Raw genomic sequence first — 15,084 nt, 5'->3', positions numbered from 1 at the left:
TGCGCGCGGCTGCGCGATCGAGGGTGGCGCTACCTCGGTCGGCGCGGTCGGCCGCTCAGTGGACCACCGGGCACTTGCCCAGGTCGACCTTCCACTCGGTCAGGCCGTTGAGCCACCCCGACCGGAGCCGCGTGGGGTCGCCGAGCGCGGTCAGATCCGGGAAGTAATCGGCGACCGCGTTGAAGATCAGCTCGAGCTGCATCTTCGCGAGGTTGGCGCCGAGGCAGTAGTGCGGGCCCTGTCCGCCGAAGGTCACGTGCGGGTTCGGATCGCGGAGGATGTTGAAGCTGAAGGGGTCGTCGAAGACCTCTTCGTCGAAGTTCGCCGACCCGTAACAGATGAGCACGCGGTCGCCCTTGGCGATGGACACCCCTCCGACCTCGGTGTCCTCCATGGCGGTCCGCTGGAACTGGGTGATCGGCGACGCCCACCGCAGGATCTCGTCGTAGGCGGTCTCGGGCCGCTCACGCTTGAACAGCTCCCACTGCTCGGGGTGCTCGAGCATCGCGACCATGCCGTGGGTGGTGGCGTTGCGGGTGGTCTCGTTCCCGGCCACGGCCAGGAGGGTGACGAACCAGCCGAACTCCTCGGCGGAGAGGTGTTCGCCGTCGACGTCGGCCTGGACGAGCTTGGTCACGATGTCGTCCCGCGGGTTGGCGGCACGGTCCTCGGCCATGGCGTTGGCATACCCGATGAGCTCCATGGACGCGATGGCGGGCGCGTCGGGGTCACCGCCGGCGTCGTAGCTGGTCATGATGTTGGACCACTCGAAGATCTTGTGGCGGTCCTCCTGCGGCACACCCAGCAGGTCCGCGATCGCCTGGAGTGGCAGCTCGGAGGCGATGGAGGTGACGAAGTCGTCGGCGTTCGACTCGGCGGCGGCGGTGACGATCTTGCGTGCCCGGTCGGCGAGCTCCTCGCGCATCCCGGCGACACCGCGGGGGGTGAACCCGCGGGAGATGATCCGCCGGTGCTTCTTGTGGATCTCGCCGTCCTCGTTGACGAGCATCGACCGCTGCGCCTCGATGATCGACCGGTCGGTGCCCTCGGCGAACCGCGGGATCATCGTGTTCTCGCCGGCGGAGAACACCTCCCCGGTCAGGCGCGAGATCTCCTTGACGTCGGCGTGCCGGGTGACCAGCCAGTAGTGGTCGTCGTCGAACCCGTCGGAGCCCGCGCGCTTGTCGACGCGGTGGATCGGCTCCGACTGCCGGAGCTGGCGCCACTCGTCGTGCGGGAGCCGCTTCTCGAACAGGTCGGGGTCGGTGAAGTCGAAGCCTGCCGGGATGGTGACGTCCATGGTGTCTCCTGGGCTGGTCGCCCGCCGGGTCCGGCGGGGATGAAACCGTGAATGGTGGTAACTATATACACGTGGCACTATCCTCGAGCGAGATTCTCGACCGCGCTCTGATGTTGGCGGAGCAGATGTCGGGATCGATCGCGCGCGCGGCCGCGAACTACGACCTGACGGTGCCGCGTCTCGAGCTGTTGTTCGTGCTCGGCCTGCAGGGAGAGTGCAAGCAGGTGGAACTCGCCACGTATCTCGATTGCTCGCCGCGTCAGGTGACCGCGCTGGTGGATGGCCTGGTCGCCAGCGGGCATGTGGAGCGCACGATGCCGCCGGACGACCGGCGGGTGCGGCTGGTGAACCTGACGGAGAAGTCGCGCCGGATCGTGGATGAGGTGGTGACGGCGCGCGTCGGACTCGCCGACTGGTTGTTCGAAGGATTCGACGACGACGAGCTGCAGGCGTTCGGAGCAGTGTCCGAAAAGCTGGTCTCCCGGATGAGCGGGCGGGCGCTGAGCCGCCTTCCCGAGCAGTAGATATGGTCGAATTTGATCCCGGGGCCGCGAATGTCGACGATGCTTACTAGATGAGTACTCGACGCATCGTGATTGCGGTGGCCTCCGTACTGCTGCTTACCGCCTGCGGAGCCGTCGACAACGCACCGGACGATACGACGACGCAGTCATCGAGCACGAGTTCGCCGACCACCACCACGAGCGCTGAACCGGTGGAAGAGGGTGAGGGAGAAGGGGGCCCGGCCGACGAGGCCCAGGTTGAGCCGTCGGCAGAGTTGCCTGCCGCGCAGCCCTACATCGTCGATTGTCAGATGGGGCTGGGTCCTGTCGAGACCTACTGGTCTGACGGGACGATAACGGGCTACTCCGACTACTGTCAGTCGGTCCATGACGCCACTCTCAATGAAGAACGTGAAGCGAACACCCCGGTGTGCGATGGGACTGTGTGTCGGTATCCGAGTGGCGCAGAATTCCCCGACCCCGATGCGGTCCCGACAGTGGATGTGCCCTACACCTGCAACTATGACGTGCTCTGCGATGAGGCGGGCAACGTCATCCCGGGGCCGGGTGGACCGGAAGTCCCGGTGCAGCTGGGTAATGGGCAGACCTGTGCGGGTAATGGGTGCACTCGGCCACGGTGAGCGCGATTCAGGCGGTGCAGGCCGCGCAGCCGGTGTCTGCGCGGGCGTATTCGACGAACCCGCGGGAGAGGTAGTTGGGGACGGCGGCGGGGGAGTCGTTGTCGCAGGTGTGCAGCCACACCCGGCGGCACCCGGGCACCTTCCAGGCGATGCGACAGACCTCGGAGAGGAACCATCCGCCCAGACCCCGGCCGGCGAACTGGGGGAGCAGGCCGAAGTAGACGATCTCCACGTCGACGCCGTCGTCCGCGGCACCGTCGGAGTTGTCGAAGGCTGGGCCGGTGGTCTCGTCGCACGGGCTCATGCGGAGCTCGGCGAACCCGACGATCTCGCCGCCGAACGTCGCGCGCAGCGTGCTGACGCAGGGGTCGGAGCAGTACGAGGCCCAGTCGCCCTCTGCCCACTCGAGACGATCGATCCAGTTCCAGTCGCTGCCGATCTCGCGGTACATACGCGAGTTGAATGCCGGTTCCGCGGGGAAGACCCGGGAGATCGTCAGCTCCGCACGGCCAGCAGGACGCAGGTGGTCGGCGTCGGTCTGCTGGAGGTAGGTCACGCTGGTCATCGGGTTATTGAAGCACCGCAACCCCACCGCGACCCAACCGGTGACGGGCCACGGCGGGGCCGTGGAGATGTGCACTCAGTTCACGTTGATGTGGACGCCCGGGATGTTGAGATCGTTCACTGCGCCGGCGACCGAGCCGGCTGCCGCGTTGAAGGCATCAGCACCGGCGTTCTGCAGGCCGTGCGCGGTGAAGGGATTGCTGGCGGCCGCCGCTCCCAGGAGGCCGGTGGCCCCGACTGAGCCGGCGGCCCCGGTTCCCGCGACGATTCCCGCAGGAACGGCCCAGGCAGGCGCGGTTGCGACAGCCGTTGCGGCGGCACCGAGGGCGGGAACCGCGCCGGCGGAACCGGCGGCGGCGGCCGGGGCCGCCCCGGCGGCGATGAGAGTCGCGATGGCGAGTGAGATGGGATCCATGGTCGTGCCTTTCTCTGGTGGGTGGTCAGCCGATCGTGACGACACGTGGCTCGATGACCGGTTGTGGGTTGACGGGAAGTAGCGGTACGTCGATAGCGAGGGGAGGCGGGACCGGGGCCGGGTCTGGCGGGGGTGCCGGGCGGGGAGCGGGTGCCGGGCCCGGTCTGTACGGCGCCGGTGCGGGTGGCTGCGCCGGGACAACCGGCACCCGGATCGCTGGCGGCCGGGCCGGCGCGACCGGCGCTGATTCCGCGGCCGGGCGGGCCGCTGGCGACCCTCGTCTCGAGGACGGCAGGCGCTCGCTACTCACTGGCGCGGTGGAGGTCGGCGCGGTGGAGGACGTCGCGGCGGAGGACGGAGACCGCGCCGACGTGGTGGAGGGTGCAGGCGATGTGAGGCCGGCCTGCTGTACCGAGGGCGGCACGGGCCCGGCGGCTGTGGCCGTCGCGGTCCCCTCGGTGAGCCATGCTGCGCCTGCTCCTGCCGAGAACCCGAGCAGGGCCAGGCCGGCGAGAGCCAGGAGCGGCATGGACCGAGGAAGCGGCGGGCGCGTCGTCATGGGCACGGCACCCCTCCTCGAATCGTCTGACAGCCCGGCGGCTGCCCGAGCTACTCAGCTCGTGCGGCGTGAACATTAAGACGGCTTCGGGGGCGCCTCAACGTTTTCCTGCCTAAAGAGACCGTCGGTCGAGGGGTCCTGTGACCTGCTGATATGTAGTCACCCTCCGGGAATGGAGGGAACCCGCAGGTAGCGGCGACGGGGAAGTGAGTCGCGATGACATGACGCCATGATGAGAATCGATTTATTACCGGGATTTGTCGTCGGTCGGCGCGGTCGGAACTTGTCGGGAGCGACCAGTTGCGAGTCGTCCCGAGATCCGTAGTGTCGCGGCATGGCTAACGTACTGATGATCATGTCCGCGGCCGACCACTGGACCCTCAAGGACGGGTCGGCGCACCCCACCGGTTTCTGGGCAGAGGAGTTCGTCGCACCGTACGAGGTGTTCACCGACGCCGGCTGGTCCGTCACCGTCGCGACCCCGGGTGGGCGTGCTCCCACCGTCGATCAGGCAAGCCTCGGCGAAGGCGCCGGCGACCCGGAGACCCTCGACAAGGTCAAGGCCTCGCTCGATCGGCTCGCGCCCGTTCTGAACTCGCCGGCCGACCTGGCCTCCGTCGATCACAACCAGTTCGACGTGGTCTTCTACCCGGGCGGTCACGGCCCGCTGGAGGACCTCGCCGTGGACAAGACCTCCGGGGCGATCCTCGCCGAGCGGGTGACCGCGGAGAAGCCGCTCGCCATGCTGTGTCACGCCCCGGCGGCGGTCCTCGCGGCGTCGGATGACGTGTCGTCCTCGCCGTTCGCGGGATACAAGATGACCGGATTCTCCAACGTCGAAGAGGAGCAGGTCGGGCTGGCCGAGAACGCGCCCTGGTTGCTGGAGGACAAGCTCGTCGAGCTGGGCGCCGACTACTCCTCGGCCGCCGAACCGTGGGGCTCGCACGTGGTGGTGGACCGCAACCTCTACACGGGTCAGAACCCCCAGTCCTCGGAGGAACTGGCCAAGCGGATCGTCTCCGACCTGGGATGAGTCCGCGCCGATGAGCCACATCGTCGACCGGCACGCCGTCATCGACGGCCACCGCATCTCGTTCGGCGTGCACGGCGAGGGCGAACCCGTGGTCCTTCTCCACGGAACGCCCTCGTCGTCGTACATCTGGCGCGACGTGGTGCCCGCCCTCACCGGGGCCGGGTACCGCGTCCACGTCTTCGACCTGCTCGGTTACGGACTATCGGAACGGCCGCGGGACCCCGACGTCGACACGTCCATCACCGGTCAGGTCGCCGTCCTCGAGGGCCTGCTGGGGGAGTGGGGACTCGACACGTTCCACCTGGTGGCCCACGACATCGGTGGCGGGATCGCGCAACGCTTCGGCGTGCAGTCGACCGGGCGCCTCCGGTCCCTGACCCTCATCGACGTCGTGAGCTTCGACAGCTACCCCTCCGAGCGGACCCGGCAACAGATGGCCGACGGGCTGGACGAACTGGCCCGCACGCCGGACGCCGAGCACCGGGCGCACTTCCGCGACTGGCTGCTGTCCACGCACAGCGACCCGGCGAACTTCGACCCCGCCGCGCTCGAGGTGTACGTCGACCTCATCAGCGGTCCGATCGGACAACCGAGTTTCTTCCGGCACCAGGTCGCGCACTACGACCCGCGCCACACACTGGAGATCTCCGACCAGCTGGACAGGCTCGGTCGGATCCCGGTCCAGCTGGTCTGGGGCGCCGACGACACCTGGCAGGTCACCGACTGGGCGCACCGCCTCCACGCCGCGATCCCCGGCAGCGAACTGCACCTCATCGAGAACTGTGGCCACTTCGCGCCGGAGGAACGCCCCGCCGAGGTCGCCGCGGCACTCCGGGCATTCCTCGACGCCCACCGGAGCTGACGGGGCCCACGGCGCTCCGGGCCCGAGGTCCCGGCCAGACCCGGGACCGTCTCCGTTGCCGGGGCCCGTGTGAGGATTGTGCCCGTGACGCAACCGACAGACTCGAAGGTCAGAGGCTGGGCTGCGCTCGCAGTGGTCGCCTACGGCGCCGTGGTGGTGGCGCTGACCATGCTCAAGGCGTTCTTCGTGATCGGTCTGCTGTGGCGACCGGAATCCCAGCGTGGTCGTTCGGCCGAATGGATACCGTTCGCCCAGTTCCGCGACGCCCAGACCTGGTTCGGCCCACTGTTCGACGCACTCGGCAACCTGGCCTTCTTCGTGCCGCTAGGAGTGCTCCTGTACATCCTGCTGGAGAGCCGGGCCAGGGCGGTCCTCGTCGTCGTCCTCATCGGAGCGGCGATCAGCGCGACGGTCGAGATCCTCCAGAACGTCCTTGCCCTGGGACACTCCGACGTCACGGACCTGCTGTTCAACACCGCCGGGGCGCTGGTCGGCGCCCTCATAGAGCGCACCAGCGGCCCACGTCTCCACCCACTGTGGATCGGACTCGCGCTCACGACCGCCGCGGTGTTCGCCGTCCTGGTCGTCCTCGGTCCGCGCCTCGGCGACCCCGCCGCAGTGGTGGAGCTGGGCACGGGCAGGCCACCGGCGCGGTGACCCGCGGCCGGGGTCGTCACGCGCCCGGCGCCTACGCCGTGTCCGCGCCGGGGTCGGTGCCGGCGTCAGTGTCCGCGGCCCGCCCGTACCGGCCGGCCAGCCACGCGCACACGATCAGCTGGATCTGGTGGAACAGCATCAGCGGCAGCACCATGAGGCCGATCGGCTGTCCGACGAACAGCACGGCCGCCATCGGCAGTCCCGTGGCCAGCGACTTCTTGGACCCGCAGAACTGCACGACGCGCTTGTCCCGGTCCTCGAAACCCAGGGCCCGGGAGGCGAGTTCGGTCAGACCCAGCACCACCGCGAGCAGCACGCAGCACGCCACGATCAGCCAGGCCAGCTCGGCGGCGCCGATCGTCGACCAGATCCCGTCGGCGACCCCGTCGGAGAACGCCGCGTAGACCACCAGCACGATGACGGTCTTGTCGAACAGGGCGATCCGCTTGATCCTCCGGATGACCGGCAGGACCCAGGTCCTCGCGAGCTGGCCCACCACGAACGGCAGGAGGAGTTGCAGGGCGATCGTGCCGACCGAGTCCCACGTGATGGTCACGGACCCGTCGGTCGTCATGAGGGCGAACACCAACAGGGGAGTGACGAACACTCCCAACAGATTGGACACCGACGCCGACACCACCGCCGCGCTGACGTGCCCGCGGGCGATCGCCACGAAGGTGATGGACGACTGGACGGTGGACGGCACCAGCGTGAGGAACAGGAACCCGGCGGCCAGGGGCGCGCCGAGCAGAGGCGTGAGGACCCACTGGCCGAGCAGGCCGAGCAGGGGGAACAGGACGAACGTCGAGGCGAGCACCACCGAGTGGAGCCGCCAGTGCGTGAGGCCGACCAGGAGCTCCCGGGGCTCGAGTCGGGCGCCGTAGAGGAAGAACAGCACGCCGATGCCGATCGTCGTCACCCAGTCCAGCGCATCGGCCGCGCCGCCGGTGGCCGGCAGTACCGCGGCGACGACCACCGCCGCCAGGATGGCCAGGATGAACGGCTCGATCCGGAGACGACGCAGGAGGCCCATCCGTCTATTGCACCACCCGGGTCGGGGAGGGCGCCCGATAGGCTCGGCCCCATGACGGGTAGCGGACGATGACCGGACAGGACGACCAGACCGGACAGACCGGACAGACCTCGGAGGGGTGGCGGCCCAGGGCGTTGCGGGACGGCGAGGAGCCGGACCCGCGGTTCACGCTCGCCAACGAGCGCACCTTCCTGGCCTGGATCCGCACGAGCCTCGGGTTGACGGCGGGCGCGGTGGCGATGGAGGCCTTCGCGGGAGAGGAGATCCCGGAGGTCGTCCGCACGCCGCTGGCCTGCATTTTGCTGGTGCTCGCGGCGGTACTGGCGATCGTGGCGTTCCGGCGGTGGATCCGGATCGAGGCCTCGATGCGGCACCAGCGGCCGCTGCCCATGCCGCAGGCGTCCATCCTGTTGGTGCTGGGGATCTCGATCGGTGCGGTCCTGCTCATCGTGGCGATCCTGGGCGGCACCTTCGCATGAGCACGCCCCGGCAGAGGCGGATCGGGGTGGAGCCCCGGGCGGTGCCGCCCGACGCGGGATTGGCCGCCGAGCGTACCAGTCTGTCGTGGGCCCGGACGTGGGCCGTGGTGGGAGTGAACATCATCCTCGTGGCCAAACTGGTCGCGGAGACGTCGGTGTTCTGGGCGTCGGTCTTCTCACTGCTCACCGTGATCCCGCTGCTGGCACTGCTCCGGGTGCAGCGTCACCACGAGCGGCGGGTGGGGCGCTTCATCCGGGGGGCCGAGGTGCCGCAGACCCGGGCGTCCCACAACGTCGGTCTCGTGGTGTTGGTCATCGTGATGGCCACCTGTGGCCTCGTCGCCGTCCTCGTCAGCCTGGTGACCGGCTAGCTCTGACCCGATCGGGCGGCCCGGCCGAGCGAGGCGAGGCCCTGCTCGAACTGATCGCCCAGCACCTTGTCCATTTTGATCAGCCGACTCATGATGCGCAGGAGTGGTCCGCGCCGACCGGTCATGTGCCAGGTGACCTCGGTCGAGTCCGGACCGCGCGGGACGAGGGTGAACGTGGTGGGGTTGATGCCCTTGATGGGTTTGCTGAACCTCAGGTCGATCACGACCTGGCGCCCCGCGGAGGCGTCGACGATCTCCATCGAGCCGGCACCGGCCTTCGCGTTGCCGGACCACTCGTAGTGGGCGCCGACGCCGCGCTCGGGGCCGCTGTACCGGCGCTCCATGCCCGGGTCGACGTTCTCCCACGGCGACCAGTCTTCCCAGGCATGGAAGTCCTCGAGCTGGGCGAACACCGCTGCGGCGGGGGCGTCGAGGACGGCCGTGCGGGTGATCGAGTAGTCGGTTGCCATGACGGGCTCCTTCGCTCCGGGCGCTCTCCGTCCAGTGTGCGCCCGTCCCCGGCCCCGCGCGAGTGGTCGCCGGGGCCGGGAAAGGAGGCGTCAGGTGTTCTTGGCCCGTCCGCTCAGGGCGTCGCGGAGGCGGTCGACCATGCCGACGCCCGGTCCGAGTGTCATGTGGAACAACTCGGAGTGCGGCGAGCCGGGGTGCGGCCGGGTGGGGGCGATCTTCTTGGCGGCCTCGACCTTGCGGCCCAGGTCGACCAGGTCCTCGGCGGAGATGTGCTCGCGCATCTTGGGGAACTGGTCCGACTCCTCGTCGTCGGCGTGGTGGTCGAGGAGTTCCTTGAAGCGCTTCACGGTGGCGATGAACTCGGCGCCCCCGGAGTCCAGGCCCTCGAGTTCCTTCATGACCTCTTCGAGTTCCTGGTGCTCTTCCTTGTCGTGCTCGACCTCGTCCTTGCCGCCCGGGACCTCGCGCTCGTAGACGGGGTAGACGAACAGTTCCTCGGCGACGGAGTGGCGCACGACCTCGGCGATGGCGGAGTCGGCGAGCGAGCGGCGCTCCTCGGCGTCGGCGGTGTTCTCGATCATCTCGAGCAGGCCGACCATCTCGCGATGGTCGGCGGTGAGGATGTCGACGACGTCCCCGGCGGTGGTGGGATCGGCCATGGTGATCTCCTTCGCGGTGTGAGACGGGTGGACCTCAGACCGTAGAGGCGGTCGTGCGCGTCGGCCACCGGAGGAGCCGGTGGCCGGTTCAGCGGCTGGTGCTCTCCGTCTCGCACATGCCCTGCAGGACGCAGGTGCCGCAGCCGCCGGTCACGCCGCAGTCGGCGGCGGGGTCGCCGGGCGTGGAACCGTCGGCGGGGGAGCAGGAGGCGCCCTCACCGGTGGTGGAGTCGGTGCCGCCGCAGGTGGACGCGGCGGAGTCGGCGTCGCCCGCGGCGTGGCCGCCGCAGCCGTCGGGGCCGCAGCCGCAGCCGCCCTGATCGCCGGAGGTCGCGTCCCACCTGGCCGCCGCGCGTGCCCCGGCCAGGCCGGCGACGCTGAGCAGGACGAGGGAGGCCACGAGGGACACGACGACGACGAGGCCACCGATCCAGCCACCGATCAGTCCCAGGGCGAGGGCCCCGAGCAGCAGCACGAGACCGGCGCCGAGGAACGAGGGTGCGGCGGCGCGGTTGGCCAGCCCCCATGCCTCGGGGGAGCGGCGCGTCTCCGGGGTCCGCACGCCCAACACGCCGTTGCCGGGGAGGGTGCCGGAGAGGGCCGCCGCGCCGGTGCCCCCGACCACGAGGGCGAGCCCCACGAGGAGCACCATGACCACCACGAGCACTGCGTTCACGCCCCTGAGGGTACGCCCGCGGCGTCGGATCTCCGATTCGTCTCAGCCCCGACCGGACCCCGGACGAGGGCGAGCAACCGGGCGAGTTCGCGCTTGTCCCGGTCACTCAGACGGTCGAGGAACTCGCGGCGGACCGTGGCGACGTGGTCGGGGGCGGCCTTCTCGATCTCGGCCATGCCCTCGTCGGTGGCGGACACGAACGCGCCGCGACCGTCGTCGGGGCAGCTCGTGCGCTGCACGAGGCCCCGCTTGGCCATGCGGGTGACCTGGTGGGACAGGCGGCTGCGTTCCCACTGCAACACGTCGGCGAGCGCGGTCATCCGCAGCGGGCCGTCGGCCTCGCTGAGGTACACCAAGACCTCGAACTCGGGCTCGGTGAGGCTCGACGACGTCTTGAGGTCCCGTTGGATCTCCAGGTGGAGGCGGCCCTGGATGGCGAGATAGTCACGCCACAGCGCCTTCTCCTCGTCGTCCAACCATCGCACTTCCTGACCCAGAACCTGTTCGACCATGGGGCCCAGCGTACCCGGTTAGTTGACACAACACATAGGAAAACGATAGATATATGTGTCACATCATCTACTGAAGGAGTCGCATGACCGTCACCACCGACACCGCCACCGCCACCGGGACCACGGCCACCGGGACCGCCGCCACGCGGCCGGCCACCGCCGGTACCGCCACCGCCGGGACCCAACTGCTGCCCGTCCCGGCCGTCGTGCGCGACATCGGCCTGCTCGTCGCCCGTGTCCTGCTGGGCGCCGTGCTGATCGTCCACGGCGGGCAGAAGCTCTTCGTCAACGGCGTGGACGGCACCGGCGCCTTCTTCGAGTCGGTCGGCGTCCCCGCCGCCCAGGCCGCGGCCGGGTTCGCCGGTGCCGTGGAACTCGTCGGCGGTATCCTGCTCGTCCTGGGTCTGCTCACCCAGGCGGTGGCCGTCCTCGTCGTCGTCGTCATGGCCGGTGCCTACGCCTACGTCCACAAGGCCGCCGGCATCTACGCCGCCGACGGTGGCTGGGAGCTCGTCGCCGTGATCGGCCTGGCCGTCGCCGTGTTCGGTCTGGTCGGCACCGGGCGCTACAGCCTCGACGCCCTCATCGCCGGGCGTCGCGCGGCCAAGGCCTGACCGACGGGTCGGTGCCCACACGCTGACGCGGCCCGGCCCGCGCCAGGGTTTAGGCTGGAGACCGCCTGCGTGTGGGCACCGGCGATACCAGGGAGAGCAGACAACCGTGAGCAGCAGCGACCAGACCGCCACCGGCGTGCAGTCCGAGACCGGACCGCAGTCCGACACCGGACCGGCCCACCGCTACGGAGCCGCCCTGGCCGGGCGGATCGAGTCGCGCTGGCAGACCGAATGGGCCGAACGCGGCACGTTCGAGGCCCCCAACCCCGTCGGCCCCCTCGCCGCCCCCGACGGCGCCGCCCCGCCCGAGGACAAGCTCTTCGTCCAGGACATGTTCCCGTACCCCTCGGGCGCCGGCCTGCACGTTGGCCACCCGCTCGGCTACATCGCCACCGACGTCTTCGCCCGCTACCACCGCATGCAGGGCACCAACGTCCTGCACACCCTGGGCTACGACGCGTTCGGCCTGCCCGCCGAGCAGTACGCCGTCCAGACCGGCCAACACCCGCGCGTGACCACCGAGGCCAACATCGCCAACATGGAGCGCCAGCTCGGCCGCCTCGGCCTGGGCCACGACCGCCGCCGCGTGTTCGCCACCACAGACACCGACTTCTACTGCTGGACCCAGTGGATCTTCCTGCAGATCCACGGCTCCTGGTACGACCCCGAGGCCCCCGCCCGGGCGATCGACGGCGGCGAGCACCCCACCCGCACCGGCCGCGCCCGGCCCATCGCCGAGCTGGTCGAGCAGTTCGTCTCCGGAGCCCGCCCCCTGCCGGGCGAGCACGCCGGACGGGACTGGGCCGAGCTCTCGAACGCCGAGCAGGAGAAGGTCCTCGACGCCCACCGCCTGGTGTACCTGTCCGACTCCACGGTCAACTGGTGCCCCGGGCTGGGCACCGTGCTGGCCAATGAGGAGGTCACCGCCGAGGGCCGCTCCGAGCGCGGCAACTTCCCCGTCTTCCGAAAGAGCCTGAGCCAGTGGATGATGCGGATCACCGCCTACGCCGACCGGCTCGTCGACGATCTCGACCGCCTCGACTGGACCGACAAGGTCAAGTCCATGCAGCGCAACTGGATCGGCCGCTCCCAGGGCGCCCGCGTCCGCTTCGCCGTGGCGGACCAGTCCATCGAGGTGTTCACCACCCGCCCCGACACCCTCTTCGGCGCCACCTACATGGTCCTGTCGCCCGAGCACCCGCTGGTCGACGAGCTGGCCGGGCCGTTCTGGCCGGAGACCGGCGCGGCCGACGCACCCGGGGCAGGCGCCGATGGCGGGCTCGACGAGCGCTGGACCGGCGGCCACTCCTCGCCCGCCGAGGCCGTGCTGGAGTACCGCCGCCGCGCGGCGCAGAAGCCCGACCTGGAGCGCCAGGAGAACAAGGAGAAGACCGGCGTCTTCCTCGGCGCCCACGCCATCAACCCGGTCAACGGGGAGCAGATCCCCGTGTTCGTGGCCGACTACGTGCTCATGGGCTACGGCACCGGCGCGATCATGGCCGTGCCCGCCCACGACTCCCGCGACCACGAGTTCGCGACCGCCTTCGGGCTGCCCATCACCCAGGTCGTGGCGCCGGCGGACGGCTCGCGGATCGACGTGCAGGCCGAGGCCTTCACGGGCGACGGCGTCGCCGTGAACTCCACCAACTCCGGCGGACTCGCGCTGGACGGACTCGCCGTGGACGAGGCCAAGGCCGCCACCATCGACTGGCTCGAGGGTCAGGGCACCGGCGAGGGCACCATCCAGTACAAGCTGCGCGACTGGCTGTTCGCCCGCCAGCGCTACTGGGGCGAGCCGTTCCCGGTGGTCTACGACGCCGACGGTGTGCCCCACGCCCTGCCCGACGAGATGCTGCCCGTCGAGCTGCCCGAGGTCGAGGACTACAAGCCCGTCTCGTTCGACCCCGACGACGCGGACTCCGTGCCCTCCCCGCCGCTGGCCAAGGCCACCGAGTGGATGACCGTCGAACTCGACCTCGGGGACGGCCTGCAGACCTACACCCGCGACGCCAACGTCATGCCCAACTGGGCCGGCTCGAGCTGGTACCAGCTGCGCTACATCGACCCCACCAACTCCGAGCAGCTGTGCGCCCTGGAGAACGAGCGCTACTGGACCGGCCCCCGGCCCGAGGTCCACGGCGCGGACGACCCGGGCGGTGTGGACCTCTACGTCGGCGGCGTCGAGCACGCCGTGCTGCACCTGCTCTACTCCCGCTTCTGGCACAAGGTGTTGTTCGACCTGGGCCACGTCACCAGCGAGGAGCCCTACCGCCGCCTGTACAACCAGGGCTACATCCAGGCCTTCGCCTACACCGACGCCCGCGGTGTGTACGTGCCGGCGGCCGAGGTGACCGAGCGCGACGGGAAGTTCTACTGGACCGACCCCGCGGCCGGGGACGGTGGCGCCGAGGTCGAGGTCAGCCAGGAGTACGGGAAGATGGGCAAGTCGCTCAAGAACTCCGTCTCCCCGGACGAGATCTGCGACTCCTACGGCGCCGACACCCTGCGCGTGTACGAGATGTCCATGGGCCCGCTCGACACCTCCCGGCCCTGGGCCACCAAGGACGTCGTGGGCGCGCACCGCTTCCTGCAGCGGCTGTGGCGCGTGGTGATCGACGAGACCACCGGCGAGGTCCGCGTGACCGACGCCGAGCCGACCGTCGACGTGCTCAAGGCACTGCACAAGGCGATCGCCGGGGTCCGCGACGACTTCGCCGGCCTGCGCGACAACACCGCGATCGCCAAGCTCATCGAGTACGTCAACACCCTGACCAAGGCCTATCCGACCGAGGGGCCGGGCGCACCGCGCTCGGTCGTGGAGCCGCTGGTGCTCATGGTGGCGCCCGTCGCCCCTCACCTCGCCGAGGAACTGTGGTCCCGGCTCGGGCACAGCGGGTCGCTGGCCCACGGGCCGTTCCCCGAGCACGACGAGTCCTACCTGGTCGAGGACTCCGTCGAGTACCCGGTGCAGATCAAGGGCAAGGTGCGTTCGCGCATCACCGTCCCGGCCGACGCCTCGCCGGCGGACGTGGAGGCGGCGGCGCTGGCCGACGCGAAGGTCCGGGAGAACCTCGGGGGCGCGGCGCCCAGGAAGGTCATCGTGGTGCCGGGCAAGATGGTCAACATCGTCCCCTGAGTCCCGCCCCGGCCCGGCCCCGATCCCGCCCCGGCCCGGCCCGGCCCGGCCCCGAATCCGCTATCCGGATTCCGGATCCGCTACTCCCGTGCGGGTAGCCGATCCGGAATCCGGATAGCGGATTTCGTGCGTGTGACGTCTCCGTAGAGGCGGCCGCATTCAGCCGGCCGGCATCAGCTGCTCTGGACGAACACCGCCGAGGACGAGATCAGCAGATAGGCCGTGGTGACCATCCACATCGCGTAGCTGGCGAACAGCCACGGGCGCCAGCGGATGTGCTGCTGCCAGCGACGGTACGTCGTCACGCCCGCCATCACGGACAGGCCGATCGACAGCAGCAGCGGCAGGATGACCACCTCGACGCGGTCGGAGGTCAGGCACAGGGCGCCCCGGTCGGCGCACTGCTCGTCGATGCCGCCCCGGATCAACACGATCGCCGCCGCCAGGGCCACGATCGCGACTATCGACAGCAGCACGTACCGTAAGGCCTGGCCGGCCTGCCGCTCGTTCCGCTCGAGGCGTTCGAGTGGGTCGTCGAAGTCCCCGTGGGCGCTGTGGTCCCCGCCGTCGCCTCGGTCCCCGTGGTCGCCGGACGTCAT

Annotated in this window: 18 protein-coding genes; 9 read left to right on the top strand and 9 right to left on the bottom strand. The window is 69.9% G+C overall.

Going from position 1 to position 15,084, the window contains the following annotated elements; genetic code table 11:
• Positions 1-55 precede the first annotated feature (55 nt).
• Entirely contained in the window at positions 56-1,300 is a 1,245-nt protein-coding gene (locus L8M95_RS10670; RefSeq protein WP_260486123.1) for a cytochrome P450, read from the bottom strand.
• Positions 1,301-1,410: 110 nt separating this feature from the next.
• On the opposite strand from L8M95_RS10670, the gene L8M95_RS10665 reads away from it, so the two are divergent.
• Together L8M95_RS10665 and L8M95_RS10660 are read left to right on the top strand one after the other, a co-directional pair.
• Positions 1,411-1,824: a MarR family winged helix-turn-helix transcriptional regulator gene (locus L8M95_RS10665; protein ID WP_206473983.1), complete on the top strand. Its 414-nt coding sequence runs from the start codon at positions 1,411-1,413 to the stop codon at positions 1,822-1,824.
• 50 nt (positions 1,825-1,874) lie between these two features.
• Positions 1,875-2,444: a hypothetical protein gene (locus tag L8M95_RS10660; RefSeq protein WP_260486122.1), complete on the top strand. Its 570-nt coding sequence runs from the start codon at positions 1,875-1,877 to the stop codon at positions 2,442-2,444.
• Between the two features lie 7 nt (positions 2,445-2,451).
• On the opposite strand, the gene L8M95_RS10655 is transcribed toward L8M95_RS10660, so the two are convergent.
• Both L8M95_RS10655 and L8M95_RS10650 read right to left on the bottom strand, forming a co-directional pair.
• Positions 2,452-3,009: a GNAT family N-acetyltransferase gene (locus L8M95_RS10655; protein WP_260486121.1), complete on the bottom strand. Its 558-nt coding sequence runs from the start codon at positions 3,007-3,009 to the stop codon at positions 2,452-2,454.
• Between the two features lie 75 nt (positions 3,010-3,084).
• Entirely contained in the window at positions 3,085-3,423 is a 339-nt protein-coding gene (locus tag L8M95_RS10650) for a hypothetical protein (RefSeq protein WP_260486120.1), read from the bottom strand.
• Between the two features lie 893 nt (positions 3,424-4,316).
• On the opposite strand from L8M95_RS10650, the gene L8M95_RS10645 reads away from it, so the two are divergent.
• The 3 genes from L8M95_RS10645 to L8M95_RS10635 all read left to right on the top strand — a co-directional run bounded on the left by L8M95_RS10645 (position 4,317) and on the right by L8M95_RS10635 (position 6,534).
• Positions 4,317-5,015, top strand: coding sequence for a type 1 glutamine amidotransferase domain-containing protein (locus L8M95_RS10645; RefSeq protein WP_260486119.1), 699 nt, complete (start codon positions 4,317-4,319; stop codon positions 5,013-5,015).
• A 10-nt stretch (positions 5,016-5,025) separates the two neighbouring features.
• Positions 5,026-5,877 carry an alpha/beta fold hydrolase gene (locus L8M95_RS10640; protein WP_260486118.1) on the top strand — a complete coding sequence of 284 codons (852 nt, stop codon included), beginning with the start codon at positions 5,026-5,028 and terminating at the stop codon, positions 5,875-5,877.
• A gap of 84 nt (positions 5,878-5,961) precedes the next feature.
• Positions 5,962-6,534: a VanZ family protein gene (locus tag L8M95_RS10635; RefSeq protein ID WP_260486117.1), complete on the top strand. Its 573-nt coding sequence runs from the start codon at positions 5,962-5,964 to the stop codon at positions 6,532-6,534.
• Between the two features lie 31 nt (positions 6,535-6,565).
• Here the strand turns inward: L8M95_RS10635 and L8M95_RS10630 are convergent, their stop codons facing one another.
• Positions 6,566-7,567, bottom strand: coding sequence for a bile acid:sodium symporter family protein (locus L8M95_RS10630; protein ID WP_260486116.1), 1,002 nt, complete (start codon positions 7,565-7,567; stop codon positions 6,566-6,568).
• Positions 7,568-7,635: 68 nt separating this feature from the next.
• On the opposite strand from L8M95_RS10630, the gene L8M95_RS10625 reads away from it, so the two are divergent.
• A complete protein-coding gene (locus L8M95_RS10625; protein ID WP_260486115.1) occupies positions 7,636-8,046 on the top strand; it encodes a YidH family protein in 411 nt (136 codons plus the stop codon).
• Positions 8,043-8,417, top strand: a complete 375-nt coding sequence (locus L8M95_RS10620; protein ID WP_260486114.1) for a hypothetical protein — start codon at positions 8,043-8,045, stop codon at positions 8,415-8,417. The genes L8M95_RS10625 and L8M95_RS10620 overlap by 4 nt, the downstream gene beginning before the upstream one ends.
• Here the strand turns inward: L8M95_RS10620 and L8M95_RS10615 are convergent.
• From L8M95_RS10615 to L8M95_RS10600, 4 genes are all read right to left on the bottom strand, one after another.
• On the bottom strand, positions 8,414-8,887 hold the full coding sequence (locus tag L8M95_RS10615) for an SRPBCC family protein (RefSeq protein WP_260486113.1): 474 nt from the start codon (positions 8,885-8,887) through the stop codon (positions 8,414-8,416). The two genes, L8M95_RS10620 and L8M95_RS10615, sit on opposite strands and share 4 nt — an antisense overlap.
• 90 nt (positions 8,888-8,977) lie before the next feature.
• Positions 8,978-9,547 (bottom strand): hemerythrin domain-containing protein, encoded by a 570-nt coding sequence (locus L8M95_RS10610; protein WP_260486112.1) that lies wholly within the window; start codon positions 9,545-9,547, stop codon positions 8,978-8,980.
• An 88-nt stretch (positions 9,548-9,635) separates the two neighbouring features.
• A complete protein-coding gene (locus tag L8M95_RS10605) occupies positions 9,636-10,223 on the bottom strand; it encodes an SdpI family protein (protein WP_260486111.1) in 588 nt (195 codons plus the stop codon).
• Positions 10,220-10,735 (bottom strand): MarR family winged helix-turn-helix transcriptional regulator, encoded by a 516-nt coding sequence (locus L8M95_RS10600; RefSeq protein WP_260486110.1) that lies wholly within the window; start codon positions 10,733-10,735, stop codon positions 10,220-10,222. The genes L8M95_RS10605 and L8M95_RS10600 overlap by 4 nt, the downstream gene beginning before the upstream one ends.
• A gap of 83 nt (positions 10,736-10,818) precedes the next feature.
• Between L8M95_RS10600 and L8M95_RS10595 the strand changes: the two genes are divergently transcribed.
• Together L8M95_RS10595 and L8M95_RS10590 are read left to right on the top strand one after the other, a co-directional pair.
• The gene (locus L8M95_RS10595; RefSeq protein ID WP_260486109.1) at positions 10,819-11,349 is read left to right on the top strand and encodes a DoxX family protein; all 531 of its coding nucleotides are present in this window, start codon (positions 10,819-10,821) and stop codon (positions 11,347-11,349) included.
• A gap of 106 nt (positions 11,350-11,455) precedes the next feature.
• Complete coding sequence (locus L8M95_RS10590; RefSeq protein WP_260486108.1) at positions 11,456-14,485, top strand: leucine--tRNA ligase; 3,030 nt, start codon at positions 11,456-11,458, stop codon at positions 14,483-14,485.
• Between the two features lie 173 nt (positions 14,486-14,658).
• Here the strand turns inward: L8M95_RS10590 and L8M95_RS10585 are convergent, their stop codons facing one another.
• Positions 14,659-15,084 carry a hypothetical protein gene (locus L8M95_RS10585; protein ID WP_260486107.1) on the bottom strand — a complete coding sequence of 142 codons (426 nt, stop codon included), beginning with the start codon at positions 15,082-15,084 and terminating at the stop codon, positions 14,659-14,661.

Source organism: Dietzia sp. B32 (genome assembly GCF_024732245.1).
GTDB lineage: Bacteria > Actinomycetota > Actinomycetes > Mycobacteriales > Mycobacteriaceae > Dietzia.
The sequence above is the reverse complement of the archived record's forward strand: the minus strand, read 5'-3'. Positions and strand labels throughout refer to the sequence as shown.

What these genes read in the sequence shown, in the direction of transcription:
- L8M95_RS10660 (WP_260486122.1), top strand. Translation starts at nt 1,875, where the DNA reads ATGAGTACTCGACGCATCGTGATTGCGGTGGCCTCCGTACTGCTGCTT.
- L8M95_RS10655 (WP_260486121.1), bottom strand. Translation starts at nt 3,009, where the DNA reads ATGACCAGCGTGACCTACCTCCAGCAGACCGACGCCGACCACCTGCGT.
- L8M95_RS10615 (WP_260486113.1), bottom strand. Translation starts at nt 8,887, where the DNA reads ATGGCAACCGACTACTCGATCACCCGCACGGCCGTCCTCGACGCCCCC.
- L8M95_RS10585 (WP_260486107.1), bottom strand. Translation starts at nt 15,084, where the DNA reads ATGACGTCCGGCGACCACGGGGACCGAGGCGACGGCGGGGACCACAGC.
- L8M95_RS10665 (WP_206473983.1), top strand. Translation starts at nt 1,411, where the DNA reads ATGTTGGCGGAGCAGATGTCGGGATCGATCGCGCGCGCGGCCGCGAAC.
- L8M95_RS10645 (WP_260486119.1), top strand. Translation starts at nt 4,317, where the DNA reads ATGGCTAACGTACTGATGATCATGTCCGCGGCCGACCACTGGACCCTC.
- L8M95_RS10625 (WP_260486115.1), top strand. Translation starts at nt 7,636, where the DNA reads ATGACCGGACAGGACGACCAGACCGGACAGACCGGACAGACCTCGGAG.
- L8M95_RS10600 (WP_260486110.1), bottom strand. Translation starts at nt 10,735, where the DNA reads ATGGTCGAACAGGTTCTGGGTCAGGAAGTGCGATGGTTGGACGACGAG.
- L8M95_RS10670 (WP_260486123.1), bottom strand. Translation starts at nt 1,300, where the DNA reads ATGGACGTCACCATCCCGGCAGGCTTCGACTTCACCGACCCCGACCTG.
- L8M95_RS10640 (WP_260486118.1), top strand. Translation starts at nt 5,026, where the DNA reads ATGAGCCACATCGTCGACCGGCACGCCGTCATCGACGGCCACCGCATC.
- L8M95_RS10620 (WP_260486114.1), top strand. Translation starts at nt 8,043, where the DNA reads ATGAGCACGCCCCGGCAGAGGCGGATCGGGGTGGAGCCCCGGGCGGTG.
- L8M95_RS10650 (WP_260486120.1), bottom strand. Translation starts at nt 3,423, where the DNA reads ATGGATCCCATCTCACTCGCCATCGCGACTCTCATCGCCGCCGGGGCG.
- L8M95_RS10630 (WP_260486116.1), bottom strand. Translation starts at nt 7,567, where the DNA reads ATGGGCCTCCTGCGTCGTCTCCGGATCGAGCCGTTCATCCTGGCCATC.
- L8M95_RS10610 (WP_260486112.1), bottom strand. Translation starts at nt 9,547, where the DNA reads ATGGCCGATCCCACCACCGCCGGGGACGTCGTCGACATCCTCACCGCC.
- L8M95_RS10595 (WP_260486109.1), top strand. Translation starts at nt 10,819, where the DNA reads ATGACCGTCACCACCGACACCGCCACCGCCACCGGGACCACGGCCACC.